Genomic DNA, 20,169 nt, shown 5'->3' on the forward strand with positions numbered 1-20,169 from the left:
TCGCCGCAGCATAACTGCGCCCAAAAGAGGGGCCCACGCGGCCTGAACAAAACTTTGCAACAGAGCCAGTTTGAAGACCTCGAATATTATAGAGACCAATAAAAAGACAGATTTGCTGCGCCAATTCAGGATCACAGCGATCACGTGAAGTCAGGCTACAAAACGGTCGTTTTGGAGACACCATGCCACGCACCGGCGACATCCTCGGATACGCAAGGGTCTCAACCGCCGACCAAGACCTGTCCGGCCAAAAAGACCGACTGCTGCAACACGGTGCCATTCGCGTGTTCGAAGACGTGATCTCCGGCAAGACGTTCAACCGGCCCGGTCTAGCGGCCTTGCTTGATCAGGCCAGGCCCAACGATACTCTCGCTGTCATCCGCCTAGATCGCTTGGGCCGCTCGCTCAAAGAGCTTCTGGAATCCGTCGATGACCTCAAGGCCAGAGAGATCAATCTGATCAGCCTTGAGGAGCGGATCGACACGACATCCGCCGCTGGCGAACTCGTATTCCACGTCTTCGGGGCCATTGCGCATTTCGAGCGCCGCCTGATCTCAGAGCGCACCAAAGACGGCCTGATCAACGCTCGAAAGCATGGCCGCACCCCGGGGCGGCCGCCATTGCAGCCCGAGACAATCTCAGCCCTTCAAGATCTCGTCAGCGCCGGAAAATCCGTCGCCCAGGCCGCAAAACACCTCGGCATAGGCAGATCAACAGCTTACAAGGTGATCAGAAACACCACGCCATAAGCCATGTTTATGCTTCGTTCTTCCTTAGCGTGGTTCTACGAAGAAACCTTCCGATGGGGCCTGGACGAAAACAATCGCCCCCGGGTAGGAGAGCCGCATGAAGCTGAGATACGAACCCGTCTATTCCTCGCGCCGCTCGGCAGTTCTGGCCGATAACATCGTGGCCACCTCGCAGCCGCTGGCGGCGCAGGCTGGACTCGAGATGCTGCGCCGGGGCGGCAACGCGGTGGATGCCGCCATCGCTACCGCCGCCGCGCTGACCATTGTCGAGCCGACAGGCAACGGGCTGGGATCCGACGCGTTCTGCATCCTGTGGGACGGCAACGAATTGCACGGCTCAACGCATCGGGTCGCGCGCCCGCCGCGTGGACGCCCGAGCGTTTCGCCAACGGCCTGCCCGAACGTGGCTGGGACAGCGTGACCGTTCCCGGCGCGGTCAGTGCCTGGGTGGATCTGTCCGAACGGTTCGGCACGCTCGACCTCGCCACGCTGCTGGCCCCCGCGATCCGTTATGCCGAAGATGGGTTCCCCGTCTCGCCGGTAATCGCCACGCTCTGGGCCAAGGGGGCCGAGGCGCTGAGGGACCAGCCCGGCTTCGCCGAAACCTTTCTGCCCGACGGCCGTGCACCGCGCGCGGGCGAACGGTTCCGCAACCCCGGCGCTGCCCGCACCCTGCGCGCCATCGCCGAGACGCGCGGCCGCGCCTTCTACGCGGGCGAGATCGCCGAAGAGATCGCGGCCTTCGCCCGTGCGCATGGCGGCGCGATGACGATGGAGGATCTGGCAGGCCACGAGAACGACTGGTGCGGCACGATCAACCAGGGTTTCGACGATGTCACCCTTCACGAGATCCCGCCCAACGGTCAGGGCATCGCGGCGCTGATGGCGCTGGGGATGCTCGACCATACCGACATCCGCGACCATGGCCCGGACGACTTCGCAGCCGTCCACCTTCAGATCGAGGCGATAAAGCTGGCCTATGCCGACCTGCATCGCTTCGTGGCCGACCGCCGCCACATGACCGAGGTGCCTGAAACCGCGCTGCTCGATCCCGACTACCTTCGGTCGCGGGTGGCCCTGATCGACCCCGACCGCGCACAGGATCACGGCGCCGGCACGCCCCGGCGCGGCGGAACGGTGTTGCTGAGCACGGGCGACGCGTCGGGCATGATGGTCAGTTTCATCCAGTCGAATTACATGGGCTTCGGCTCGGGCGTGGTCGTGCCGGGCACCGGGATTTCCATGCAGAACCGTGGTGCGGGCTTCACCCTTGAAGAGGGCCATCCCAACCGCGTCGCCCAAGGCAAGCGGCCCTTTCACACGATCATCCCGGGCTTTGCGATGAAAGGGGATCAGCCCTTGATGGCCTATGGCATGATGGGTGGTCCGATCCAGGCGCAGGGGCATCTGCAACTTCTGCTCAGGACGCAACTCTGGGACCAGGACGTGCAGGTCGCCGCCGACGCGCCGCGCTGGCGAATGATCTCGGGGTTGGATGTCGCTTGCGAGCCTGACCTGCGCGCCCTCGACGGGCTGCGTGCCCTAGGCCACAAGGTGCAGGTCGAGGCGCCGGACAATGCCTTTGGTTTCGGCGGCGCGCAGCTTGTTCACCGTCTGCCGGACGGCGGCTACGCGGCAGGATCTGATCCGCGCAAGGACGGGCAGGCGGCGGGGTTCTGAAAAAGCCGGAGGTGGTGGACATGATGGGTGCCCGCCATTCCGCCACCCATGTAGCCGCACGCGCCAGGAGGCCAATTACTCTCCGCCGGGGCTTAGCAATCTGTCGAGCAAGTGCCGCGCCGAGTCAGGGTCGAAGCGCCCGCGCTCACCGATCAGCACCAGCCTGCACCCCTCTGGCCGATCCGCCGGCGCGGGCGAAAGGGCGGCGCGGCAACCGACCAGCTGGAACAGCATCCGCCCTTTCCCGCCCGCGAAGCTGAGGAACCCCTTGCCGCGCAAGAGCGTGTCGGCAAGCTGCGAGATTACCCGCTGGAAGGATTGCAGATACAACGTGCCGTCATGTTCCCATTCGAGATGGACGAACCGGCTGTCGTCGTGCGGCCGTATCGCCGATACCGTCCGCCCCTGGCTGTCCTCGATGAAAAGCGCGGCGAGCGGGACCGGCGCTTCCATGTCGAAGATGTGCCGCTTCCCCTGAACGGTCAGCGCGGTGCGCAGCGCGGAAATGTCTTCGGACGTGCCCTCCGCTGTCTTGGACAGGAACAGGATGTCCGAGCCCCGCACCTGCGCCCGCCATAGCGGGTCGCTCTTGCGCCGGGACGTGTCGGGTGCATCCACGATGCCAATCACGGTCTCGAGCCGCGCCTGCGCCCAGATCACAGGGTCCATCAGGGACTGAACGATGCCCGCCGGATCGGCCACGCCGCTGGCCTCGATCACGATGAGCTCGGGTTTCGGGGCACGGGACAGGACCAGTTTCAGCGTCCGCATCAGATCGCCCTGCAAGGAACAACAGATACAGCCGTTCTTGAGACCGATCACGCCCTCTGCCGTCGCATCGAGCAGGTCGGCGTCGATATTTATCGATCCGAAATCGTTCACGATGGCCGCGATCCGCAGGCCGTGATCCCCTTGCAGCAGCCGATTGATGAACGTGGTCTTGCCCGCCCCCAAAAAGCCCGTGACAAGAAGGACCGGAACGCTCACTGCGCCGTGCGCCGAACCGGGCGCCCGGGGGCGGCCTTTGTGTTCAGCACGCCGTCCGAGATGACGAACTCGCCACCCACCATGAGATGGCGCACGCCTTCGGATGGCCTGTTCATCGCTGTGAAATCGGCCTTGTCGGTCAGCGTGTCGATGTCGAAGACCACGATATCCGCATCACAGCCTTCTTGGAGGCGGACCTTGCTGGCAATCTGTGGCGCGCAGCCCTCGATCACCTTGCCGGGCAGGATCGTGCATTTCGCCAGCGCGTCCATCAGCGGCATCGTCCCGCGTTCGCGGACATGCTCGCGCAGAAAGCGGGTGAAGGTCCCCGAGGACCGCGGATGCGCCGACAGCTGTTCGGGCAGCGGCCAGTCCAGCCCCTCGTAGATCCTGCCATCCTCGTCGATCCATGGCATCGCGTCCGAGGCGATAGAGCCACCGGGATAGGTGACCGACAGGTCCAGCAGGCGCCGATGTTCGTCATTCGCATCCACGTCGAGGAAATGCCACATCACCAGGTCCGTGGGCGCACTTTCGCGGGCCGCGCGCATGTCCTCGCGCCCGGTGAAGCGGTGATGATTGTGGATCAGCTCGATATTGGAATAGTCGCTGCCCGTCCGCTTGGTGAAGTCCGGGTCCATGAAGAACCCTGCGCTGACTACCGTCGCGCCGGTGCCGTAAGGATAGGCCTCGGTCGTGACCGGCAGGCCCTGCTCCTGCGCCTTGGCGACCAGTTCGACCACCCGCTCGATATCCATCAGCGAGGTGGAGTTGAGGTGGCAGATATGCATATGCGCCCCGGTCGCGCCGGCCAGGCCGATCAGGCGCACATAGCTGTCGACCGAGCTTTGCGGGTCGATATTGCTGAGATAGGCGATATGCGTGAAGGTCGGCGTGCCATATTCAAAGGCCAGATCGCAGATATCGGCCATTTCCTTCACCCCGGCCCCCGGCGCATAGCCATTGGGCAGCCCGATGCCGATGGCGCCTTCGTCGAGCCCCCGCCGCACATGGGCGACGATCTGCGCGGTCTGGTCGGCATCGGCAGCTTCGGTGGACCAGCGCATGTCCTCCGAGCCCGCCCCCATCTGGTCGATCGGGTGCACATCGGCATCCAGCTCGATCGCCCCAAAGGCCGCCTTGCGCCCGAAGATCCACGCCGCCGCCGTGCCGTAGTTCAGCGCTCGCGGGATCTTGGCCTGCCGCTCATACCACCCGGCGACGGGCAACGCGCCCACCTCCAGCTCCAGCGTCGTCGTGACCCCGTCAAAGGCCTGCATCCGGTCTGCGGCGACCGATTGACCATGCGCGTGCAAGTCCAGGAACCCCGGCGCCACGATCAGCCCGGTGGCGTCGATCTCGCGCGCAGCCGTGCCTTCGATGCTTCCGATCTTCGCGATCCGGTCGCCCGAGATCGCCAGGTCGCAAACCGCGTCGAACCCGGTTTCGGGATCCATCACACGTCCGTTGCGCAGGATGATGTCATATGTCCCGGTCATCAGGCCGCGCCCTCCGCAGCGAAGGGGTTGTCCACCTTCGGCCAGTAATTCAAAGCCCGCTTGGTGAAGGGAACGATGGTGAAATCCGGGGTGATCGCCCCCGGCGTGCCAAGGTGGATGACTTCTGCGGCCATCGGTGCGAACCCGTCGTAGAAATGCTGCGAGGATTTCACGACCACGTATTTCATACGGGACAGGTCGATCCCGAGATTCTCGAACGCCTTGGGGTGAAAGGTCTGGGTGCGCTTGGTGTTGACCACGACATGCACGCCGTCCGCCTCCAGCCAGACGCAATCGCCCATCTGCATCTCGGCGCGGCCCAGATGCTGCACGGCATCCCGCGCGATGCCGCGCACCGTCACCTTCAGGTCCACCGGGTCGCCCGACATCGGACCGATCTTGCCGCCCAGCCGTACGGCCATTTCCGCGCCCACGCCCGCGTCCATGCACATTCCCACCAGAACCGGGTCCCAGAAGGTGCCGAATGCGATATCCTTGAGCCCGCGATCCAGCGCGGCCCGCAGGACGAAGGTTGAATCCGAGGGTGCGCCGCCGCCCGCGTTATCCGCGAAATCGGCCAGAACGATGGGTGCGACGTTCATCGACACCGCGCGGTCCAGCCCCTCCTCCATCGAGGGAAATCGGCGCAGATCGTCGCGCATCTCCCACAGCTCACGACCAAGCGCCTCGGCGCGGCGGCTGGCAAGGTCGGCATCGCCATCGGTGATGACCAGCGTGCGGGTGCCGCAGCGCGGGTTGTCCCCCCAGGGAAAGCCATGCGCCAGAGAGACCGACAGGATGCCGTCCTTCCCCTCCATCGCCGACATGCGGTCGACATAGCCGCGCACCGGCTCGAAGGGCGTGTGATACATCGCCATCATCCGGCAGTCGTAATCACGCATGACGGGATCGGTCCGGCCCTCGGCCGCGTCGGCGCAGATGGTGAACAGCTCCTCGGCGCGTTCGACCACGTCGATATGCGGGTATTCCTTGTAGCAGATGATCGCGGTCGCGTTGTCGAGCATCAACTCCGTCAGGTGGCAATGCGGATCCAGCTCCAGCCCGACCTTTGCGTCGGGCCCCACGATCTCGCGGATGCGGGCCATCATGTCGCCTTCGCAATCGTCATAGCCCTGGGCGATCATCGCGCCATGCATCGACATCAGGACCACGTCCACCGGCATCGCCGCGCGCAGATCGTGCAGGATGTCGTCGCGCATCGTCTCGTAAACCGCGCGAACAGTCGGCCCGGCAGGCTGCGCATAGGTGCACAGCCCCTCGACCACGTCCCAGCCGCGCGCCTCGGCCATCTTCCGCCAGCAGGTCACGGCCGCGGCATAGAGCCCCGCCTCCCCGCGCGAGGCGGTCTTGGTATAGAGATGCTCCTTGAACCCGCTCCACCCCGTAGGGATGGGCGAGAAGGAATTGGTTTCCGTCGCCAGCGACGCCATGAAAAGTTTCATTCTTCATCCTCGAGATTGGCCAGCGCGGTCATGATATCCGCCAGCACGTGGAAAAGGATCACCGCGAAGGCCAGCGGGATCGCGATGCCGAAAACGGTCATCGGCAGGTCCATCGTTTCGGTTTGCCGCCCGGCAAGCCGTGCCAGGTAGCCCCGCGCCGGGTCCCCGCCCGGCCCCAGCAGGCTGAACCACAGGATCGGCAGGATGAAGCACAACACGCCGAGCGACCGTATCAGCGAAAAGACCAGCCCCCGCACCCCGGTTGCCTGCAACGCATCCGGAAAGAGCGTCGGATCGCGTCGCAGGCGATAGGCGCAGGACGCGCCCAGAAGCCCGCCCCAGACCATCGAGAAGCGTGCAAGCTCCTCGGTCCAGATCGGCGGCTGGTTCAGAAGGTAGCGGGCGATCACCTGCCATCCGGCAGCCGCCAGCATGACCGCGACGGCCAGCGCCGCGCCCAGCAGGGCGGCGCGGTTGAGCCCCCAGGAAACCCGGTTCAGCCTGTCAGCGACCGCCCGCATGGATCAGCGCCCGACCGCTTTGTTCCAGGCGTCCAGCGCGCCCTCGGGCATCTTGGTCGTCTCATAGATCGGCTGGCTGGCCTCGCGGAACTTTTCGCGCTCTTCCGGAGACAGCTCGATCACTTCGATGCCAGCTTCCTCCAGTTGCTTCAGCACGGCGGAATCGTCCGAGACCAGATTGCGGTTGGCCTCATGCGCCTTTTCCACCGCCTGCTGCACGATCTCGCGCTCCTCGTCCGAAAGACCCTGGTACCAATCCTCGGACGCGATGGCGACGCGGACCGACGGGCTCATCCGTGCGTTGGTGAAATACTTGATGAAGGCCGTGTGCCCATAGGTCAGCGGCACGAAGGCAGGGTTGATGTAGCCGCCCGCGACACCGGTCTGCAGCGCGTTGGGCACCTCGGACCAGGACACGATGGTGCCTTTCGATCCCCAGTTCTCGAAGGTGTTGATCTGCACCTCGTCCAGCGCCCGCATCCGTACGCCCTTCATGTCGGCGAATTCGCGGATCGGAACCTCGGTGGTGAAAATGCCGGTCGGCGTGCCGGTCATCACCAGATCCAGCACGCGCACGCCCTTGGGCGTCGTGCCCTCGTTGATCTTCGCCAGCATGCCGCCCTCGTCCAGCGCCATGTCGAGCTGATCGAGATCCTCGAAGAAATAGGGCATCATCGCGCCAAAGATCGTGCCGTCCAGCGTGCCGGCCGATTTCGCGTCCGACATCGACACTTCCAGCAGGCCCTGGCTGACCTGATCGAGGCGTTCGGCCTCCTCACCCATCGAGTTGCGCTCGTATTCGACGGCTTCCATGCCATGCGCGTTCAGGTACTCGCCAAACGTATGCGCCCACATGTAGGTGCCCGATTTTTTGAGATCCGGCGGGCTGTCGAGGGCGATCTTCACTTCGGCCGACGCGGGCAGCGCCAGCGAGACGGCGATGGCCGAGGCCGTCAGGATTTGAGTCAGTTTCATGTCAGTTTCCTTCCCTGTTGATTGGTTGTCGTATCACTTCCAAAGCCCCAGCGTCCGCGGCAGCCAGAGGCTGATGTCAGGCGTGAAGACGAGGATGCCCAGCACGATGATCTCCGCGACAATGAAGGGGACGACGGCCCGTGCCAGCCGCCAGTAATTCACGCCTGTCACCGTCGACACGATCAGCAGACAGCCCCCCAGCGGTGGAGAGACCAGGCCGATGCAGAGGTTGAAGCAGATCACGATGCCCAGGTGGACGGGGTCCGCCCCATTGGCCAGCGCCACCGGCGCCAGGAGTGGCACCAGCAGCGCCAGCGCCACGGGAACGTCCATGATCATGCCCGCAAGGATGAACAGCACGTTCATCGTGATCAGGAAGCCGACCGGCCCCAGGCCGAGGCTCTCGACCAGCCTGGCGACGGCCTGCGGAATCCGCTCCAGCGCCGCCAGGTGGCCGAAGGCCGCGACCGCGCAGAGGATCATGAAGATCGACCCCGTTAGGATCGCCGTGCGCGAGAAGCTTTCCCAGATGTCCTCGCGCGTCAGCGGCGAGTAGAAGAAGGCGGCGATGGCTGCGGCCAGGACCGCGACGGCGGCCGCCTCGGTCGGCGTCATCCAGCCCAGCACGATGCCGCCTACGATGATCAGCGGCAGACACAGTGCAGGCAGGGCCGCGAAGATCGCCGGCAGCAGCGGCGGCGCATCCCCCTTTGCGACCCGAGGATGATCCTCGCGCCAGGCATACCAGCCGTTGACAAGGAATAGCGCACCGGCCAGCAGCAGCCCCGGCAGGATGCCTGCCACGAAAAGCGCCGCGACCGATGTCTGCATCAGTGCGCCGTAGAAGATGAGGATGATCGAGGGCGGCACGATCGGCCCGATGATGGACGACGCCGCAGTGATGGCGCCCGCATACTCCGCAGTATATCCGCGCTCGCGCATCGCCGGGACCAGGGTGTTCGACAAAGCCGCGGCGTCGGCCACGGCTGAACCCGAGATTCCGGCGAAGAAAACCGAGGTCATGATGTTCACATGCCCCAAGCCCCCACGCAGCCGCCCGATCAGCGCCATCGACAGGTCGATCAGCGATTTCGTTACGCCGCCCCGGTTCATCAACTCGCCCGCAAGAATGAACAGCGGCATCGCCAGAAGCGAGAAGATGCTGATCTGCGAAAACACCTTTTGCGGCAGCACGGCAAGATAGCGGGCATTGTCGGTCAGGATGAAGGTCAGCACCGCAGCACCGCCGATCACATAGGCAAGCGCCAGCCCCGAGGCCAATAGTGCAACCGCGACGAGGGGAACGATCCAGATCATGCCGCGCTCTCCATCCGGCCGGGGGCGATGCGCCCCGGTTCGAAGCCTTGGTCGGTGATATGCGCCGGGATGGCCTGTCCCTCTATCAATGCCGCCGCCAGTTCCGCCGCCGCAGGGGCGGACTGGATGCCGTACCCCCCCTGCCCGGCCATCCAGAAGAAGCCGGGAACCACCCGCGAGAAACCGATCACCGGCTCCTTGTCGGCGACAAAGCTGCGCAGGCCCGCCCACTTGTTCTCGATCCGCCGGATTTCGAGGTCAAAGGCCGTCATGATCCGGTCGGCACAGATCGCCACATCTATCTCCTCGGGCTGCGCGTCGCAGGGATCGGTGGGCGTCTCGTCGGCGGGCGAAATCAGCAAGCGGCTCGCGTCCGGCTTGAGATAGAACTGCTCGTCCACGTCGATGGTGATGGGCGCTTCGCGGCGGGTGAAGCCTTCGGGTTCGGCCACCACCATCGCGGTCCGTCGCTTGGGCACCAGCCCGATCGTCTCGGCTCCGGCCATGCGCCCGACACTTTCGGCCCAAGCCCCGGCGGCATTGACAACCAGCGGCGCCGAGAACGAACCGGCCTTGGTCTCGACGCTCCAGATTTCGCCGTTGCGGCGCAATCCCCGCACCGGCGCATCGGTGATCATAGCGCCTCCGCGCGCCTTGAAGAGCCGCAGGAACCCCTGGTGAAGCGCCGCGACGTCGATGTCCTGCCCGCCCCTGTCCAGCATCCCGGCGGCGGCATAGCCTTCTCGCAACAAGGGTTGATGCTCTTTCAGCGCAACCGCCCCCAGCACGTCGACGTGGGTTTCGCCCGAGACAGAGGCGACCAGCGCGTCGAGCGCGCCCAACTGGTCTTGCCGCGCGACCATCAGTATCTCGCGCGGGGTCAGAAGCGGCGAGTCCGCAAACCCGTAAGGCGTGTCGTCGAAAAAGGCGCGCGAAGCCCGCGTCAGGGCACGCACCCCTTCCGGGCCATAGCTTGGCGCAAAAACCGCCGCCGAACGTCCGGTCGTGTGATAGCCGGGCTGCACCTCCATCTCGGTAAGAACAACCCGCATGGACTGCGCCAGTCCCGCCGCCACCGAGGCGCCGGCAATACCCGCACCGATGACGATGGCATCCGCTGAACTGGGGCGATCCGACATGAGGCGTGAACCCTTTCGCTTCGATTCCGACGCGTCAACGCTATCTGAGAAATTTCCGAAATCAACATTTATTTTTCGTATACGAAAATATTTTCCTTCCACCAAAAAGCTTGCTAATTTCATCGGACAACGGAGGAGGCGCACACACCCATGACAACGGCCCAGGATCTGGGGGCTCGGCTCAGACAGTTGCGCAAGGCCCGCCAGTTGACGCTCAGCGGGCTTGCGTCCCTGTCCGGCGTTGCGGTGTCCACGATCTCCAAGATCGAGAACGGCGCCCTTTCACCCACGCTGGACAAGGTGTTGCGCCTGGCCGAGGGGCTGGACCTGACGATCGGGCAACTGATCGGGGACGAGGAAAGCGGGAGCAGCCCGCCCAACAGCCGGTTCGCACCATCGCGTGAGGGCGATGGTATCGTCATCGACACGAAGAACTACGTCTACCGGTATCTGTGCGGCGAGTTGACGAACAAGCGGATGGTTCCGATCCACGCGCGGATCAAGGCATCCTCCATCAGAGAATTCGGCCCCCTCGAGAAGCATGGCGGCGAAGAATTCCTGATTGTCATGGAGGGCGAGGTCGTGGTGCATTCGGAGTTCTATGCCCCCGTCGCCCTGAAGCGGGGCGAGAGCATCTATCTCGACAGCACGATGGGCCATGCCTATGTCAGCGCCGGGGAATGCGACGCCGAGGTCTTCTGCATCTGCACCGAACCCCAGCGCCTGAACAGGAATGGCGAGGACGAGGTGCCTCAGCCCGGGTCATAGGCGAGAAATTCGATCTCGACCACTGCGCCCGGCACCATCAGCGCAGAACAGACGGCGGACCGCGCCGGTGGCTGCGAGGGAAAATAGCTGCCGTAGACCTTGTTGAAGGCACCGAAATCGGCCGTGTCGGTCAACCAGATCGTCGCCTTGGCCACTTGCGAAAGATCCGACCCGACCTCTTCCAGAAGCGCCTTGGCATTCTCGATGCACTGGCGCGTCTGCGCCTCGATCCCGCCCTCGACGATCCGGCCGTCAGGGCCGAAGCCCAGCTGCCCCGACAGGATCAGGAAGTCGCCGGCACGGACGGCCTTGGACAGGGGAACCGGGGTTCCGTCGGGTAGTTTCACGTCGCCGCCAAGTGTTTCGATCGGCATTGATCTCTCCTGCATTTTGCGTTTGTCTCAGCGTTGATCCCAGAACAAGCCCCTAATGGCAAGCTGCCACCGCGCGCCCGGGGGGATCGCGCGCGATCCGTTCGCGACCGGTTCGATGGTTATCTCGCTCCCGAGGAAGTTGCGGATAGCTGTCACTCTGGTTCCGGCTCTGTCGCCGCCGCAGGCAGGACGCAGAGTTTCGCAAAGGACATGGATCAACCTGCGTGACGGGGGTCCCTGCCCTCCGGAAGCCGCATCAGCCGAACAGCGCGTTTACCAGTTTGCTTACGTCAAAGGGCTTGTCGCAGCGCGGAACGTCGCGCAGGGTCTCCGGCAGGCTGCCGTCATCATAGCCCGTCAGCAGCACGAAGGGTACGCCGCGCTTTTGCAACGCCTCGGCCACGCCAAAGGATTTCTCCTGGCCCAATGTCACGTCCAGCGTCGCGGCGTCCAACTGCTCGACCGAGGTCACGGCGGTCAGCGCCTCCTGCACCGAGGAGAACGGCCCGATCACGGTCGCGCCCATCTCCTGCAACGTGTCCGAGAGATCGGCCGCGACGAGATATTCATCCTCCACCACGAGAATGTGCTTCCCTTTGACAAGCTCGACAGCGGTGTCGGTCATGGTCGGTTTCTCCTGGGGAGTGGGCAAAACCTGGTGGTCGACGTGGTAGGGTAAGGTATCGGAACAAGGCGGGACCCACCATGGAAGTAAACATTTTTGTCGAGACGACGTTTGACGATGGAGAAACCAAGAAGCGCAATATCGGTCGACTTCGCCGTGCGCCGGACGAGTTTGGTTCCGAGAGTTTGGGCCTTCTCCTCAATGACGCAAAGACCTTACTGAGGCGTTTGCAGGAGACGATTGTGCAAGATCAGGTCGGTGAAGCAATGGAGGCTCGCCGGAAATGCGATGGCTGTGGCAAACAACGCGCGATCCATGATGATCGAGGCCGTATTCTCGACACTCTTTTCGGGCGAATTCGGGTGAAGTGGCCAAGGCTTCGACGCTGCTTGTGCCAACCGGCTGGGGTCGCGAAATCTGGGCCACAATCACCACTTGCCGGGTTATTCTCTGACCGTGCGACTGCCGAACTTCGGCGCCTGCAGGCTGAATTGGGGGCCAGGCACTCGTTTCGGGAAGCCGCTCGATTAATCGAAATGTTCATGCCCTGTTCGGCTCAATTGAACACGACCGTTCGAAATCGTTTGGGTCGCATCGCCGACGAGCTAGGCCGCGAAAACGTAAGCCAAGGAGACGCGGATACAATCGCTCCGCCATCACCACTGACCGTTTTCCTGGATGGTGCGCACATACGATGTCGACCTGAATACCAGAAACGGCACCTCGATGTTGTAGTCGGCAAGGTTGAAAGCCCCAATATGAGCCGGCGGTTTGGTCTCGTGCAGCAAGCCGCCGGTTCTCCAGCAAAGCAGCTCCGACATGACCTGATCGCGCAGGGCTGGGACGGTCAGAGCAAAGTGACCGTGATTTCAGACGGCGAACCTGCACTGCCGAATTTGGTGAGGCGTGCCGTTCGAGGTCCCGTCACCCACATACTGGACTGGTGGCATATCTCGATGCGGGTCAAGCACATTGAAAATGCGGTGCGGGGACTTCTGCAATCGAAGGGCTTTTCAGGGTTGCCGCTACTCTTCGAGCGACCTGCTGATACACTGCGTTGGCACCTTTGGCACGGCAAAGTGATGACCGCCGCGACAATCCTCAAGGTTCTTCAGATCGATTGCGATCGTCTGCACGCCGAAACCCGAGAATTACGAGAAGCGGCCAAGCGGGTCAAAGCCCGGTGCCAGGACCTCTATTCCTACCTTGCGAACAACTTCGACGCGCTCGTAGACTACGGCCATCGACACCGGAATGGCCTCGCAGTTTCGTCGTCCCGGGCAGAAGGCTGTGTTGATGACATCGGCAACACCCGCATGGGCAAGCGGCGGCGCATGAGATGGTCACCGCGGGGCGCGCAACGGGTTGCCGTCACTCGGGCCGCTGTCCTTGACAGAAGGCTAGGCGTCTCAAAGCGGGCCGCTTAACCACCAAGTTTTGCCCACTCCCGGCCCTCAGTCGTCGCAGTCGTGAATTGCTCCCCGGCGTTGCCGAGGAGGTTGGGCTCGGGGATCAGATGCAGCTCGAAGCCGGCCTCTATATCTTTCAAGACCATCGCCAGTTTGATGAGTATTTGCATTCACTTTCATCTGACGATCGGAAAACGCTGGCGCCCCTCGACCGAGAGGAACTGATCTCGCTCGATCCGGCGCTTGCCGGAATAGGGCACGGGCTTGTCGGTGGCCTGAAAAGCACGCTCGATGCGGCCGGCGATTGCCGCCTGTTCACCTGTCGTGCGCTCGATCATGCCGGGAGCCGGTTGGGCGTCCGCACCCTGTTCGGGCAGAAGATCACCGGGTTCGGCGTCGATGGACAAACGGTACACGCCGTTCGCGTCCAAAACCGTGAAATCCCCTGCACCGCCGTGGTTGTCGCTGCGGGTGTAGAAAGCACGGATCTGCTGCGCCCGCTTGGTGTTTCTCCGAATATCTATCCCGTGAAGGGCTATTCCGGCACATGGCAAATTACCGACCCCGCCGCCGCGCCACGGCTGCCCTATATTGACGAGACCAATCTTCTGGCGGTCGCAACCTATGGCGGCAAGCTGCGTGCGACGTTCCTGGCAGAATTTGCCGGAAAGGATCGCTCGCTTGCGCCGGAGCGCACCACCCATTTGCAGGATTATGTCTGCCGTCATTTTGGTTCGGCGATCGACCCGAAATCAGCCGAGTTCTGGACCGGTTTGCGTCCCAGCACGCCTGAAGGACCACCATATCTCGGCCGCGTTCGAAAGGTCCAAAACCTCTGGATCAACTCCGGTCACGGACAGTTGGGCTGGACCATGGCGCTGGCGTCAGCGGAATACCTGGCGGCCCGGATTAGCAACGATACTCCCCTTCTAAATGAGGTTTCAGCAAAAGCGGCGTGGCTTGCATGAGTCTCGGGAATCGCTCTCCACTTCCGACGCAGCTGGAAATCAACGTGACAGTGCTTACGCATGGTTGCGAGCTTTCCTGCTCCAAACTAGGAGTACGCAGCCCGAGAACCACGATCAGAACCGGGTTGACAGCGCCTCCCGCGAGCGTGCCGAAGCCTGTTCCCGGCCCCCTTGGGGCGGCGCGCGGAGCGCAATGCGGGCCGTCAGACACGTGGCCTGTGCCGCCTGTACTGAAGCGCTGCCAAAACCGCTCGCTCCGACTTCAGGAGATAGGCCTGTAGCTGCGCCAGAGCGGCGGCGATGTCCCCCTCTGCGATTACCGAGACCAGGGATTCGTTCAGTTCGATATAGGGCGCATGGAGATGGGCGGTGTCGTCAAGCTGTGGCTGTGTTGCACAAATTGGGAGGGGATTCATCTCGTGAATCCAAAGTGGTAGCTGGGTGGCATGAGCAGACCGACACCGGCGATCTACAAAACCACGAACTGGCCAGCGTACAATGAAGCGCTCAAGCGCCGAGGCTCGCTGACGATCTGGTTCGACCCCGAGATAAACTGGGATGCAGTGCCGAACGGCAAGCGTGGCCGACAGCAGACCTACAGCGACGTAGCCATCCAAACCTGCCTATCGATGAAGGTGCTGTTCGGCATGGCGCTCCGTCAGACGACCGGCTTCGTCGAGAGCCTACTGCGCCTGGTCGGCCTGGACTGGGCTGTGCCCGACTTCAGCACGCTATCCCGCAGGCAGAAGACCTTGGCGGTGAACATCCCCTACCGGGGTTCCAAGGGGCCGCTGAACCTGCTGATCGACAGCACGGGTATCAAGGTGGAGGGCGAAGGCGAGTGGCATGCCCGCAAACATGGCGGTCCAAAACGGCGGGTCTGGCGTAAGATCCACCTCGGGATCGACGAACAGACGCTGGAAGTTCGGGCCGTCGAGATCACCGGAAGCCACATCGGCGATGCGCCGGTGCTGCCAGATCTGCTCGACCAGATCCCGGCGGATCAGGAGATCGGCAGCGTCACCGCCGACGGTGCCTACGACACTCGAAAGTGCCATGATGCGATCGCCGATCGTGGCGCCCATGCCGTCATCCCGCCCCGCAAGAACGCGAAGCCATGGAAGGCGATCACTGCCGGCGCCGTGGCGCGCAACGAAGCGCTGCGGGCTTGCAAATACCTCGGCCGCGCGTTGTGGCGACGATGGAGTGGCTATCACCGTCGGAGCCGCGTCGAAACCAAGATGCATTGCCTGAAGCTGCTGGGACAGCGATTGATGGCGCGGGACTTCGACCGCCAGGTCGCCGAACTCCAGGTCCGCATCGCTGTCCTGAACTGCTACACCGCCCTCGGAATACCCGTCACAAAGGTCGTAGGATAAGTCTGTCCGGGGAAAGGGGAAGCTCGGCCGGCAGCTGATTTGCGCAACACAGCCATGCGTAGACGTTCTTCGGTCCGGTTCGATCAACGATCTAGCGCAGGTTCACTCCTTTCAGGTCGTCTGGTTTCAGCCGATAGCGGATTACGTTGCCTTCATGGAGCCCAGCGATCTGCTCACGAACGTAAGCGACAACATCCGCTCGATCAGCGTCAGGTACGCCAGCAGCCAAAGCCATCTCATCAACCGCATCGTTTCGGAACTCCTTGAACTCGAGAACGCAACGCCGGACCGCGGCGCGAACGAATTCCCGATAGGCAAGCGCAGCCTTTTCCGGGCTCTCCACTTCAGCACGGAGAATTCGGTATCTTTCGGCGGAAGCCAGGTACGCGTCCATGTAGACCTCGCGCAGCAGCGCGACGTTGTTCAGTTCATAGACCCCGATGAGCCCGTCGATGTAATCGCTGTCCTCCATCGTTGTGAACGACATCGGCGCAAGATCCGACTTCAGAAGTGGGATGTTCGAGGCCACCCGTGAAGTCCGCTTGTTGACGTCGGCAAAAGCCTGGAGATACGGGATGTGCACCAAGAGGAAGAAGGACTGCTCGAACGGATCGGTGATCTGCGCAGCCTTGTGCAGAAGGATGTCGAACTCCTCTGCGATCGTGACCGCATCGTCGAGCGGTCGATAGCTCGAGTGCGAGATCCCGACCGGCATCGCACGTAACCGGCCCGACATCGCCGGGTCCGCCAAAAGACCGTCTGAGAGCAGCGCATGAATCGCGAACAGATCCGGACGCCGAAGCCCGATCTCATAGAGGTTGTCGACGACATACTGGATGGCTTCCTTATGGTTGAGGATCATCAGGGCTTCTTTTCGATCCTTTCCCGCAGCTTCTTCGCCAAACCTGATCAGTCGCTCAGTCTGCAGAATGTCGTAGGTGTTCCCCTCCATCCTGGACGACGCCCAACTGAGATCGACCAGAAGCTGTTCAAGGATCCGACGTGCGTATGTTCCGGCTGGAATTGCGCCTCCCTGCGGGCGGCCGGCCTCCAACAGCCTTTCGCGGTCTGGTGCAGACAGGTACCAGGTCTTTTCCGGGACGTATGCGTCGAGAAACTCCGGTCGATAGGACACCGGCGCTCGCCTGTTATATGGCGTCGACAAATGCGCCCGGACGACCGCGCTCCCGGCAATCCTGTATCCCGTCGCCCTGCCCTTGCCGGATACCTCGAGGCGACCCTCGTCCACCATGCGCTTCAAGAGGCGCCATACGGTGGTTTCGCTCACATCGCTTGCAACGCCCTTCCGGATGGCATCGCGTCCGGCACCGGGGTTCTCGCCGACAAACTCGAGAATGTCTTGATCCGACAAGGCCATGAAACGATATCCCGCAAGTGTGAAACGATTAGGATATTGATACACCTATACTTTTCCTCGGCGCAAGTTTTCGTTTCACGCATTTTGCAACGATTCAGGCGTCAGGAGGCAAAAGCAAACGTCGTCAAAAGGACGAAACGATTATCACGTTGAAATTGTGAGTATTTATGGGCCCACGCATGAATTGTTGCACAGCAGATGAAACGATAAGCGGAACAGCAGAGTCTAAAGCAGGTATCGGAAACGGGAATCGGCAAGACTCGAAACCAATGGGGAGAAAACAGTGCTATCACAGAGTCTTAGCGCTCAACTACAACGGCAACAGCTTAGCCAAAATCGACTTATAGTCCTTCACCCACAACCCCCGCATCCTCCAACTGCTCCCGATCGGGAAGATCGCGCAGGCTCTCCATCCCGAACGCGACAAGGAACTGCTCCGTCGTCACAAACGTATAGGGCGCCCCGCGCCGGGGCGACCTTGGCCCGGTCCCGATCAGCCCTTGCGCATGCAGCCGCCCGATCAGGTCGCGACTGATCTCCTTGCCGAAGATGTCCTTCAGGCCGTCGCGGGTGATCGGCTGGTGGTAAGCGATGGCGGCCAGGACCGCGACGTCGAACTCGCTCAGATCCAGCAATTGATCCCCGACATCGGCCGCGGCGCGGATCGCGGGAGCGTAGGCGGGCCGCGTCCGGAACATCCAGCCGCCGGCGACCTGGGCAATCTCGAAGGCCCGCCCTTCCAGATCGGCGGCCAGATCCTCGACCAGCAAATCGACCGACGCCCCCTGCCCCACCACGCGGGCGAGATCTTCGCGCGGCACCGGCGAGGCCGAGGCGAATAGGACCGCCTCGATCCGGCGCATCCATTCCCGCCAGCGCAGCTCCGGCGGCAGGTCAGTCAACTCGCGATCCAGTTCTGGGTCAGAGCGATCCTTCGCCATCGCTAGACCCCGTAAAGCCGGAAGGTGTCGCGCCCGGTCAGCTCCCGCAGCGCGCCGAGGTCGACCAGCCGGTCGCACAACCGCCGCGCAGCTCGGTCCGGCAGTGGGAGCGCGGCAGGCGCCACCGCATCGCGGGTCAGGAACATCGCGACCGCCTCCGCTGCGCCCTTGGCCCGGAGCTTGGGCGCAACCGCCTTCAGATGCGCCGCCCGACGCGCAAGGTCGGCAGCGAGACGCACGGCCTCAATCGCCGAAAAGGTCAATGCCCGATGACAGGCGATACGCAAGTCCTCCCCGCGCTTTCGCAGGTCAGCGCGTTTCAGGCCCGCGGCGAGTAGCGGCACAATTTGATCCCACCCAAGCGCCTGCGCGAGGGCCGCATCGGCAAGGATAAGAGCCGGAACTTCGCCACGCGGCGCTTCGGTCAGCACCACCTCCAGCACTCGTGCCGCGCGGCCGACCGGCGCCCCCTGCCCCGCATCCAGCCACGTGGCGATCTGACCCGGCTCGAGGCTCGTCAAGGCTCGACCCAGAGCCTTGATCGACACCGACCGCTCCACCGCGCGCCACCAGGCCAGGTAGGTTTCGCCGGCCGGTCCCGGTAGATCGCCGGGACGCAGCAGGTGCACCGCGTCGCGCAGCTCCCCTGCCCGCTCCGGGCGCCCCGAAAACACCATACAGGTCTCTGCGGCCCGCAGCGCGAGCCGGTCCCGCAACAAAGCTTGGGGCACTTCCTCGCGTCCCACCACAAGATGCAGGTGGTTCAGCGCGGCGCCCGACAAAAACGCAACATCTTCAAGGGTTTCAGCGCGTGCAGAGGTGACCCAGACGGGCATCCGGGGTAACGTGTCAAGGTCGCTGGTGTGATCAGATTGGGCAAATGTCATGCCCAAAGCCTACACTTGCGCGGCGCTTTCTGCCAGAAAATAGCGACCTAACCGCCCCGCCTTGTCGTTCGCTTCAGCGTCCAATAAGTTTGCATTATCGGACATTATGGAATAGGATGCCAGAAACGCGTAAAATTCACGGTTCAACACCGGATTCATGCTTCATGACTGGATTCTCGGACTTTCATGCACTTGCGCCGCGAGAGAGACAGAGGTTTGTGAGATTCCGGAGCGGTATTCATGAGACTGGGCGAGTCGGAATTGATGAGACTGAGACCAAAACCTGCCAAGATCGGTCCTCTGGTGTCGCGTTGCCCTTTAATCTGAGACGGGACGCGTTTGGCGGCAATTTTTGCCCTTAATTGTGAGATGAGGCTGTCATGAGGCCGACGCTTTTCGCGCGCCTTTGCGCGATGTGATCAACCGCGGCAAGCAATCGAGGCTCCTTCTCGAAGGCGCGCAAGAGAGCAACCCTTGCATAGTCGTCGATGCTTTTGCTGACGATGGCTGCCTTAGCCAAGGGATGAGATCGAGCGGCGGCGATTGCGGCGAGGCAGAACAGCCTAACTTCCGATCTGGGGTTCTGGACAGCGAACGACGGATCCCCGCGGAAGGTTTTGAGTGACATGGCAAAGGTGACTGCGCGCATTGCGCGCCGAAGTTGCTTGGGGCCGCGCGATCGCGCGGCGCACTCAAGCATCCCTGCCCCGCGGCGCGCTCGGAATATCAGTTTTCCGGATATTTGTTCCTCAAGGGGTTTGCCAAGGGTCTGCACAAGTCTCGTGCCGCAAACTTGGCAGTCAAATGCCCAGGCCCGCCTCCAATGCCTGAGCGAAAGACCCTCTCTGGAGCATTGCACGCAATGCTGGAATGGCATCTGAGCCGTCAGCGAGGCTTCTCGTGGGGTCATTGCCGGAAAGGTCAACGATCGCACAACATCTGGGTCGACTCGTGCGGCGTTGGCAATCCTCTCCGCCGTGGCCGCGTCGACACTGAAGTCCAAGGCGGTGCCATGCGCGGTATCAATTTTGATATGAGCCAACAGTTCCGCGTCATCGCAGTAGTTGGCCGCCGCCAGCCGAGATAACCAACCTGACAACAACTCGTCTG

18 protein-coding genes and 2 pseudogenes are annotated in these 20,169 nt (G+C 62.8%); 6 read left to right on the forward strand and 14 right to left on the reverse strand.

Annotated features, from left to right (window positions below):
• Positions 1–182 precede the first annotated feature (182 nt).
• Positions 183–749 carry a recombinase family protein gene (locus tag C6W91_RS17265; protein WP_028094410.1) on the forward strand — a complete coding sequence of 189 codons (567 nt, stop codon included), beginning with the start codon at positions 183–185 and terminating at the stop codon, positions 747–749.
• A 202-nt stretch (positions 750–951) separates the two neighbouring features.
• Positions 952–2,429 (forward strand): annotated as a pseudogene (locus tag C6W91_RS17270) (gamma-glutamyltransferase family protein).
• A 75-nt stretch (positions 2,430–2,504) separates the two neighbouring features.
• Here C6W91_RS17270 and C6W91_RS17275 read toward each other — a convergent pair.
• The 7 genes from C6W91_RS17275 to C6W91_RS17305 are packed head-to-tail and all read right to left on the reverse strand — an operon-like array spanning position 2,505 to position 10,330.
• Positions 2,505–3,416, reverse strand: a complete 912-nt coding sequence (locus C6W91_RS17275; RefSeq protein WP_370571206.1) for a GTP-binding protein — start codon at positions 3,414–3,416, stop codon at positions 2,505–2,507.
• Positions 3,413–4,915 (reverse strand): amidohydrolase family protein, encoded by a 1,503-nt coding sequence (locus tag C6W91_RS17280; RefSeq protein WP_370571207.1) that lies wholly within the window; start codon positions 4,913–4,915, stop codon positions 3,413–3,415. Before C6W91_RS17280 ends, C6W91_RS17275 begins: the two co-directional genes overlap by 4 nt.
• Positions 4,915–6,378, reverse strand: coding sequence for a M81 family metallopeptidase (locus C6W91_RS17285; protein ID WP_370571208.1), 1,464 nt, complete (start codon positions 6,376–6,378; stop codon positions 4,915–4,917). Before C6W91_RS17285 ends, C6W91_RS17280 begins: the two co-directional genes overlap by 1 nt.
• The gene (locus tag C6W91_RS17290; RefSeq protein ID WP_370571209.1) at positions 6,375–6,899 is read right to left on the reverse strand and encodes a TRAP transporter small permease; all 525 of its coding nucleotides are present in this window, start codon (positions 6,897–6,899) and stop codon (positions 6,375–6,377) included. The genes C6W91_RS17285 and C6W91_RS17290 overlap by 4 nt, the downstream gene beginning before the upstream one ends.
• A 3-nt stretch (positions 6,900–6,902) precedes the next feature.
• On the reverse strand, positions 6,903–7,874 hold the full coding sequence (locus tag C6W91_RS17295) for a TRAP transporter substrate-binding protein (protein WP_370571210.1): 972 nt from the start codon (positions 7,872–7,874) through the stop codon (positions 6,903–6,905).
• A gap of 33 nt (positions 7,875–7,907) precedes the next feature.
• Positions 7,908–9,191 carry a TRAP transporter large permease gene (locus C6W91_RS17300; RefSeq protein ID WP_370571211.1) on the reverse strand — a complete coding sequence of 428 codons (1,284 nt, stop codon included), beginning with the start codon at positions 9,189–9,191 and terminating at the stop codon, positions 7,908–7,910.
• The gene (locus tag C6W91_RS17305) at positions 9,188–10,330 is read right to left on the reverse strand and encodes an NAD(P)/FAD-dependent oxidoreductase (RefSeq protein WP_370571213.1); all 1,143 of its coding nucleotides are present in this window, start codon (positions 10,328–10,330) and stop codon (positions 9,188–9,190) included. The genes C6W91_RS17300 and C6W91_RS17305 overlap by 4 nt, the downstream gene beginning before the upstream one ends.
• A 150-nt stretch (positions 10,331–10,480) precedes the next feature.
• Here C6W91_RS17305 and C6W91_RS17310 point away from each other — a divergent pair, with 150 nt between their 5' ends.
• Positions 10,481–11,098, forward strand: a complete 618-nt coding sequence (locus C6W91_RS17310) for a helix-turn-helix domain-containing protein (RefSeq protein WP_370571215.1) — start codon at positions 10,481–10,483, stop codon at positions 11,096–11,098.
• On the opposite strand, the gene C6W91_RS17315 is transcribed toward C6W91_RS17310, so the two are convergent.
• Together C6W91_RS17315 and C6W91_RS17320 are read right to left on the reverse strand one after the other, a co-directional pair.
• Positions 11,083–11,472, reverse strand: a complete 390-nt coding sequence (locus C6W91_RS17315; RefSeq protein ID WP_370571216.1) for a RidA family protein — start codon at positions 11,470–11,472, stop codon at positions 11,083–11,085. The two genes, C6W91_RS17310 and C6W91_RS17315, sit on opposite strands and share 16 nt — an antisense overlap.
• A 256-nt stretch (positions 11,473–11,728) precedes the next feature.
• Entirely contained in the window at positions 11,729–12,097 is a 369-nt protein-coding gene (locus C6W91_RS17320) for a response regulator (RefSeq protein WP_370571217.1), read from the reverse strand.
• An 80-nt stretch (positions 12,098–12,177) separates the two neighbouring features.
• On the opposite strand from C6W91_RS17320, the gene C6W91_RS17325 reads away from it, so the two are divergent.
• Together C6W91_RS17325 and C6W91_RS17330 are read left to right on the forward strand one after the other, a co-directional pair.
• Entirely contained in the window at positions 12,178–13,524 is a 1,347-nt protein-coding gene (locus tag C6W91_RS17325) for an ISKra4 family transposase (RefSeq protein WP_078543006.1), read from the forward strand.
• 35 nt (positions 13,525–13,559) lie between these two features.
• A pseudogene (locus tag C6W91_RS17330) lies at positions 13,560–14,474 on the forward strand (FAD-dependent oxidoreductase); the annotation flags it as partial.
• Positions 14,475–14,677: 203 nt separating this feature from the next.
• Here C6W91_RS17330 and C6W91_RS17335 read toward each other — a convergent pair.
• Positions 14,678–14,890 carry a hypothetical protein gene (locus C6W91_RS17335; protein WP_370571218.1) on the reverse strand — a complete coding sequence of 71 codons (213 nt, stop codon included), beginning with the start codon at positions 14,888–14,890 and terminating at the stop codon, positions 14,678–14,680.
• Between the two features lie 30 nt (positions 14,891–14,920).
• Between C6W91_RS17335 and C6W91_RS17340 the strand changes: the two genes are divergently transcribed.
• Positions 14,921–15,853, forward strand: a complete 933-nt coding sequence (locus C6W91_RS17340; RefSeq protein WP_370571220.1) for an IS5 family transposase — start codon at positions 14,921–14,923, stop codon at positions 15,851–15,853.
• A gap of 91 nt (positions 15,854–15,944) precedes the next feature.
• Here the strand turns inward: C6W91_RS17340 and C6W91_RS17345 are convergent, their stop codons facing one another.
• The 4 genes from C6W91_RS17345 to C6W91_RS17360 all read right to left on the reverse strand — a co-directional run.
• Positions 15,945–17,231: a Fic family protein gene (locus tag C6W91_RS17345; protein WP_370571221.1), complete on the reverse strand. Its 1,287-nt coding sequence runs from the start codon at positions 17,229–17,231 to the stop codon at positions 15,945–15,947.
• A gap of 341 nt (positions 17,232–17,572) precedes the next feature.
• A complete protein-coding gene (locus tag C6W91_RS17350) occupies positions 17,573–18,172 on the reverse strand; it encodes an SMC-Scp complex subunit ScpB (RefSeq protein ID WP_370571222.1) in 600 nt (199 codons plus the stop codon).
• A 2-nt stretch (positions 18,173–18,174) separates the two neighbouring features.
• Positions 18,175–19,059 carry a DUF1403 family protein gene (locus tag C6W91_RS17355; protein ID WP_370571223.1) on the reverse strand — a complete coding sequence of 295 codons (885 nt, stop codon included), beginning with the start codon at positions 19,057–19,059 and terminating at the stop codon, positions 18,175–18,177.
• Between the two features lie 358 nt (positions 19,060–19,417).
• Positions 19,418–20,169 (reverse strand): TniQ family protein (locus C6W91_RS17360; protein ID WP_370571224.1); only part of this gene is annotated, 752 nt, incomplete at its 5' end.

Origin of the sequence: Phaeobacter sp. SYSU ZJ3003, assembly GCF_041300735.1 — a bacterium.
Lineage (GTDB): Bacteria > Pseudomonadota > Alphaproteobacteria > Rhodobacterales > Rhodobacteraceae > Phycobacter > Phycobacter gallaeciensis_A.

Excerpts from the sequence above, each read along its gene's own strand:
- C6W91_RS17265 (WP_028094410.1), top strand. The coding sequence starts at position 183 with ATGCCACGCACCGGCGACATCCTCGGATACGCAAGGGTCTCAACCGCC.
- C6W91_RS17280 (WP_370571207.1), bottom strand. The coding sequence starts at position 4,915 with ATGACCGGGACATATGACATCATCCTGCGCAACGGACGTGTGATGGAT.
- C6W91_RS17285 (WP_370571208.1), bottom strand. The coding sequence starts at position 6,378 with ATGAAACTTTTCATGGCGTCGCTGGCGACGGAAACCAATTCCTTCTCG.
- C6W91_RS17290 (WP_370571209.1), bottom strand. The coding sequence starts at position 6,899 with ATGCGGGCGGTCGCTGACAGGCTGAACCGGGTTTCCTGGGGGCTCAAC.
- C6W91_RS17295 (WP_370571210.1), bottom strand. The coding sequence starts at position 7,874 with ATGAAACTGACTCAAATCCTGACGGCCTCGGCCATCGCCGTCTCGCTG.
- C6W91_RS17300 (WP_370571211.1), bottom strand. The coding sequence starts at position 9,191 with ATGATCTGGATCGTTCCCCTCGTCGCGGTTGCACTATTGGCCTCGGGG.
- C6W91_RS17305 (WP_370571213.1), bottom strand. The coding sequence starts at position 10,330 with ATGTCGGATCGCCCCAGTTCAGCGGATGCCATCGTCATCGGTGCGGGT.
- C6W91_RS17310 (WP_370571215.1), top strand. The coding sequence starts at position 10,481 with ATGACAACGGCCCAGGATCTGGGGGCTCGGCTCAGACAGTTGCGCAAG.
- C6W91_RS17315 (WP_370571216.1), bottom strand. The coding sequence starts at position 11,472 with ATGCCGATCGAAACACTTGGCGGCGACGTGAAACTACCCGACGGAACC.
- C6W91_RS17320 (WP_370571217.1), bottom strand. The coding sequence starts at position 12,097 with ATGACCGACACCGCTGTCGAGCTTGTCAAAGGGAAGCACATTCTCGTG.
- C6W91_RS17325 (WP_078543006.1), top strand. The coding sequence starts at position 12,178 with ATGGAAGTAAACATTTTTGTCGAGACGACGTTTGACGATGGAGAAACC.
- C6W91_RS17335 (WP_370571218.1), bottom strand. The coding sequence starts at position 14,890 with ATGAATCCCCTCCCAATTTGTGCAACACAGCCACAGCTTGACGACACC.
- C6W91_RS17340 (WP_370571220.1), top strand. The coding sequence starts at position 14,921 with ATGAGCAGACCGACACCGGCGATCTACAAAACCACGAACTGGCCAGCG.
- C6W91_RS17345 (WP_370571221.1), bottom strand. The coding sequence starts at position 17,231 with ATGGCCTTGTCGGATCAAGACATTCTCGAGTTTGTCGGCGAGAACCCC.
- C6W91_RS17350 (WP_370571222.1), bottom strand. The coding sequence starts at position 18,172 with ATGGCGAAGGATCGCTCTGACCCAGAACTGGATCGCGAGTTGACTGAC.
- C6W91_RS17355 (WP_370571223.1), bottom strand. The coding sequence starts at position 19,059 with ATGACATTTGCCCAATCTGATCACACCAGCGACCTTGACACGTTACCC.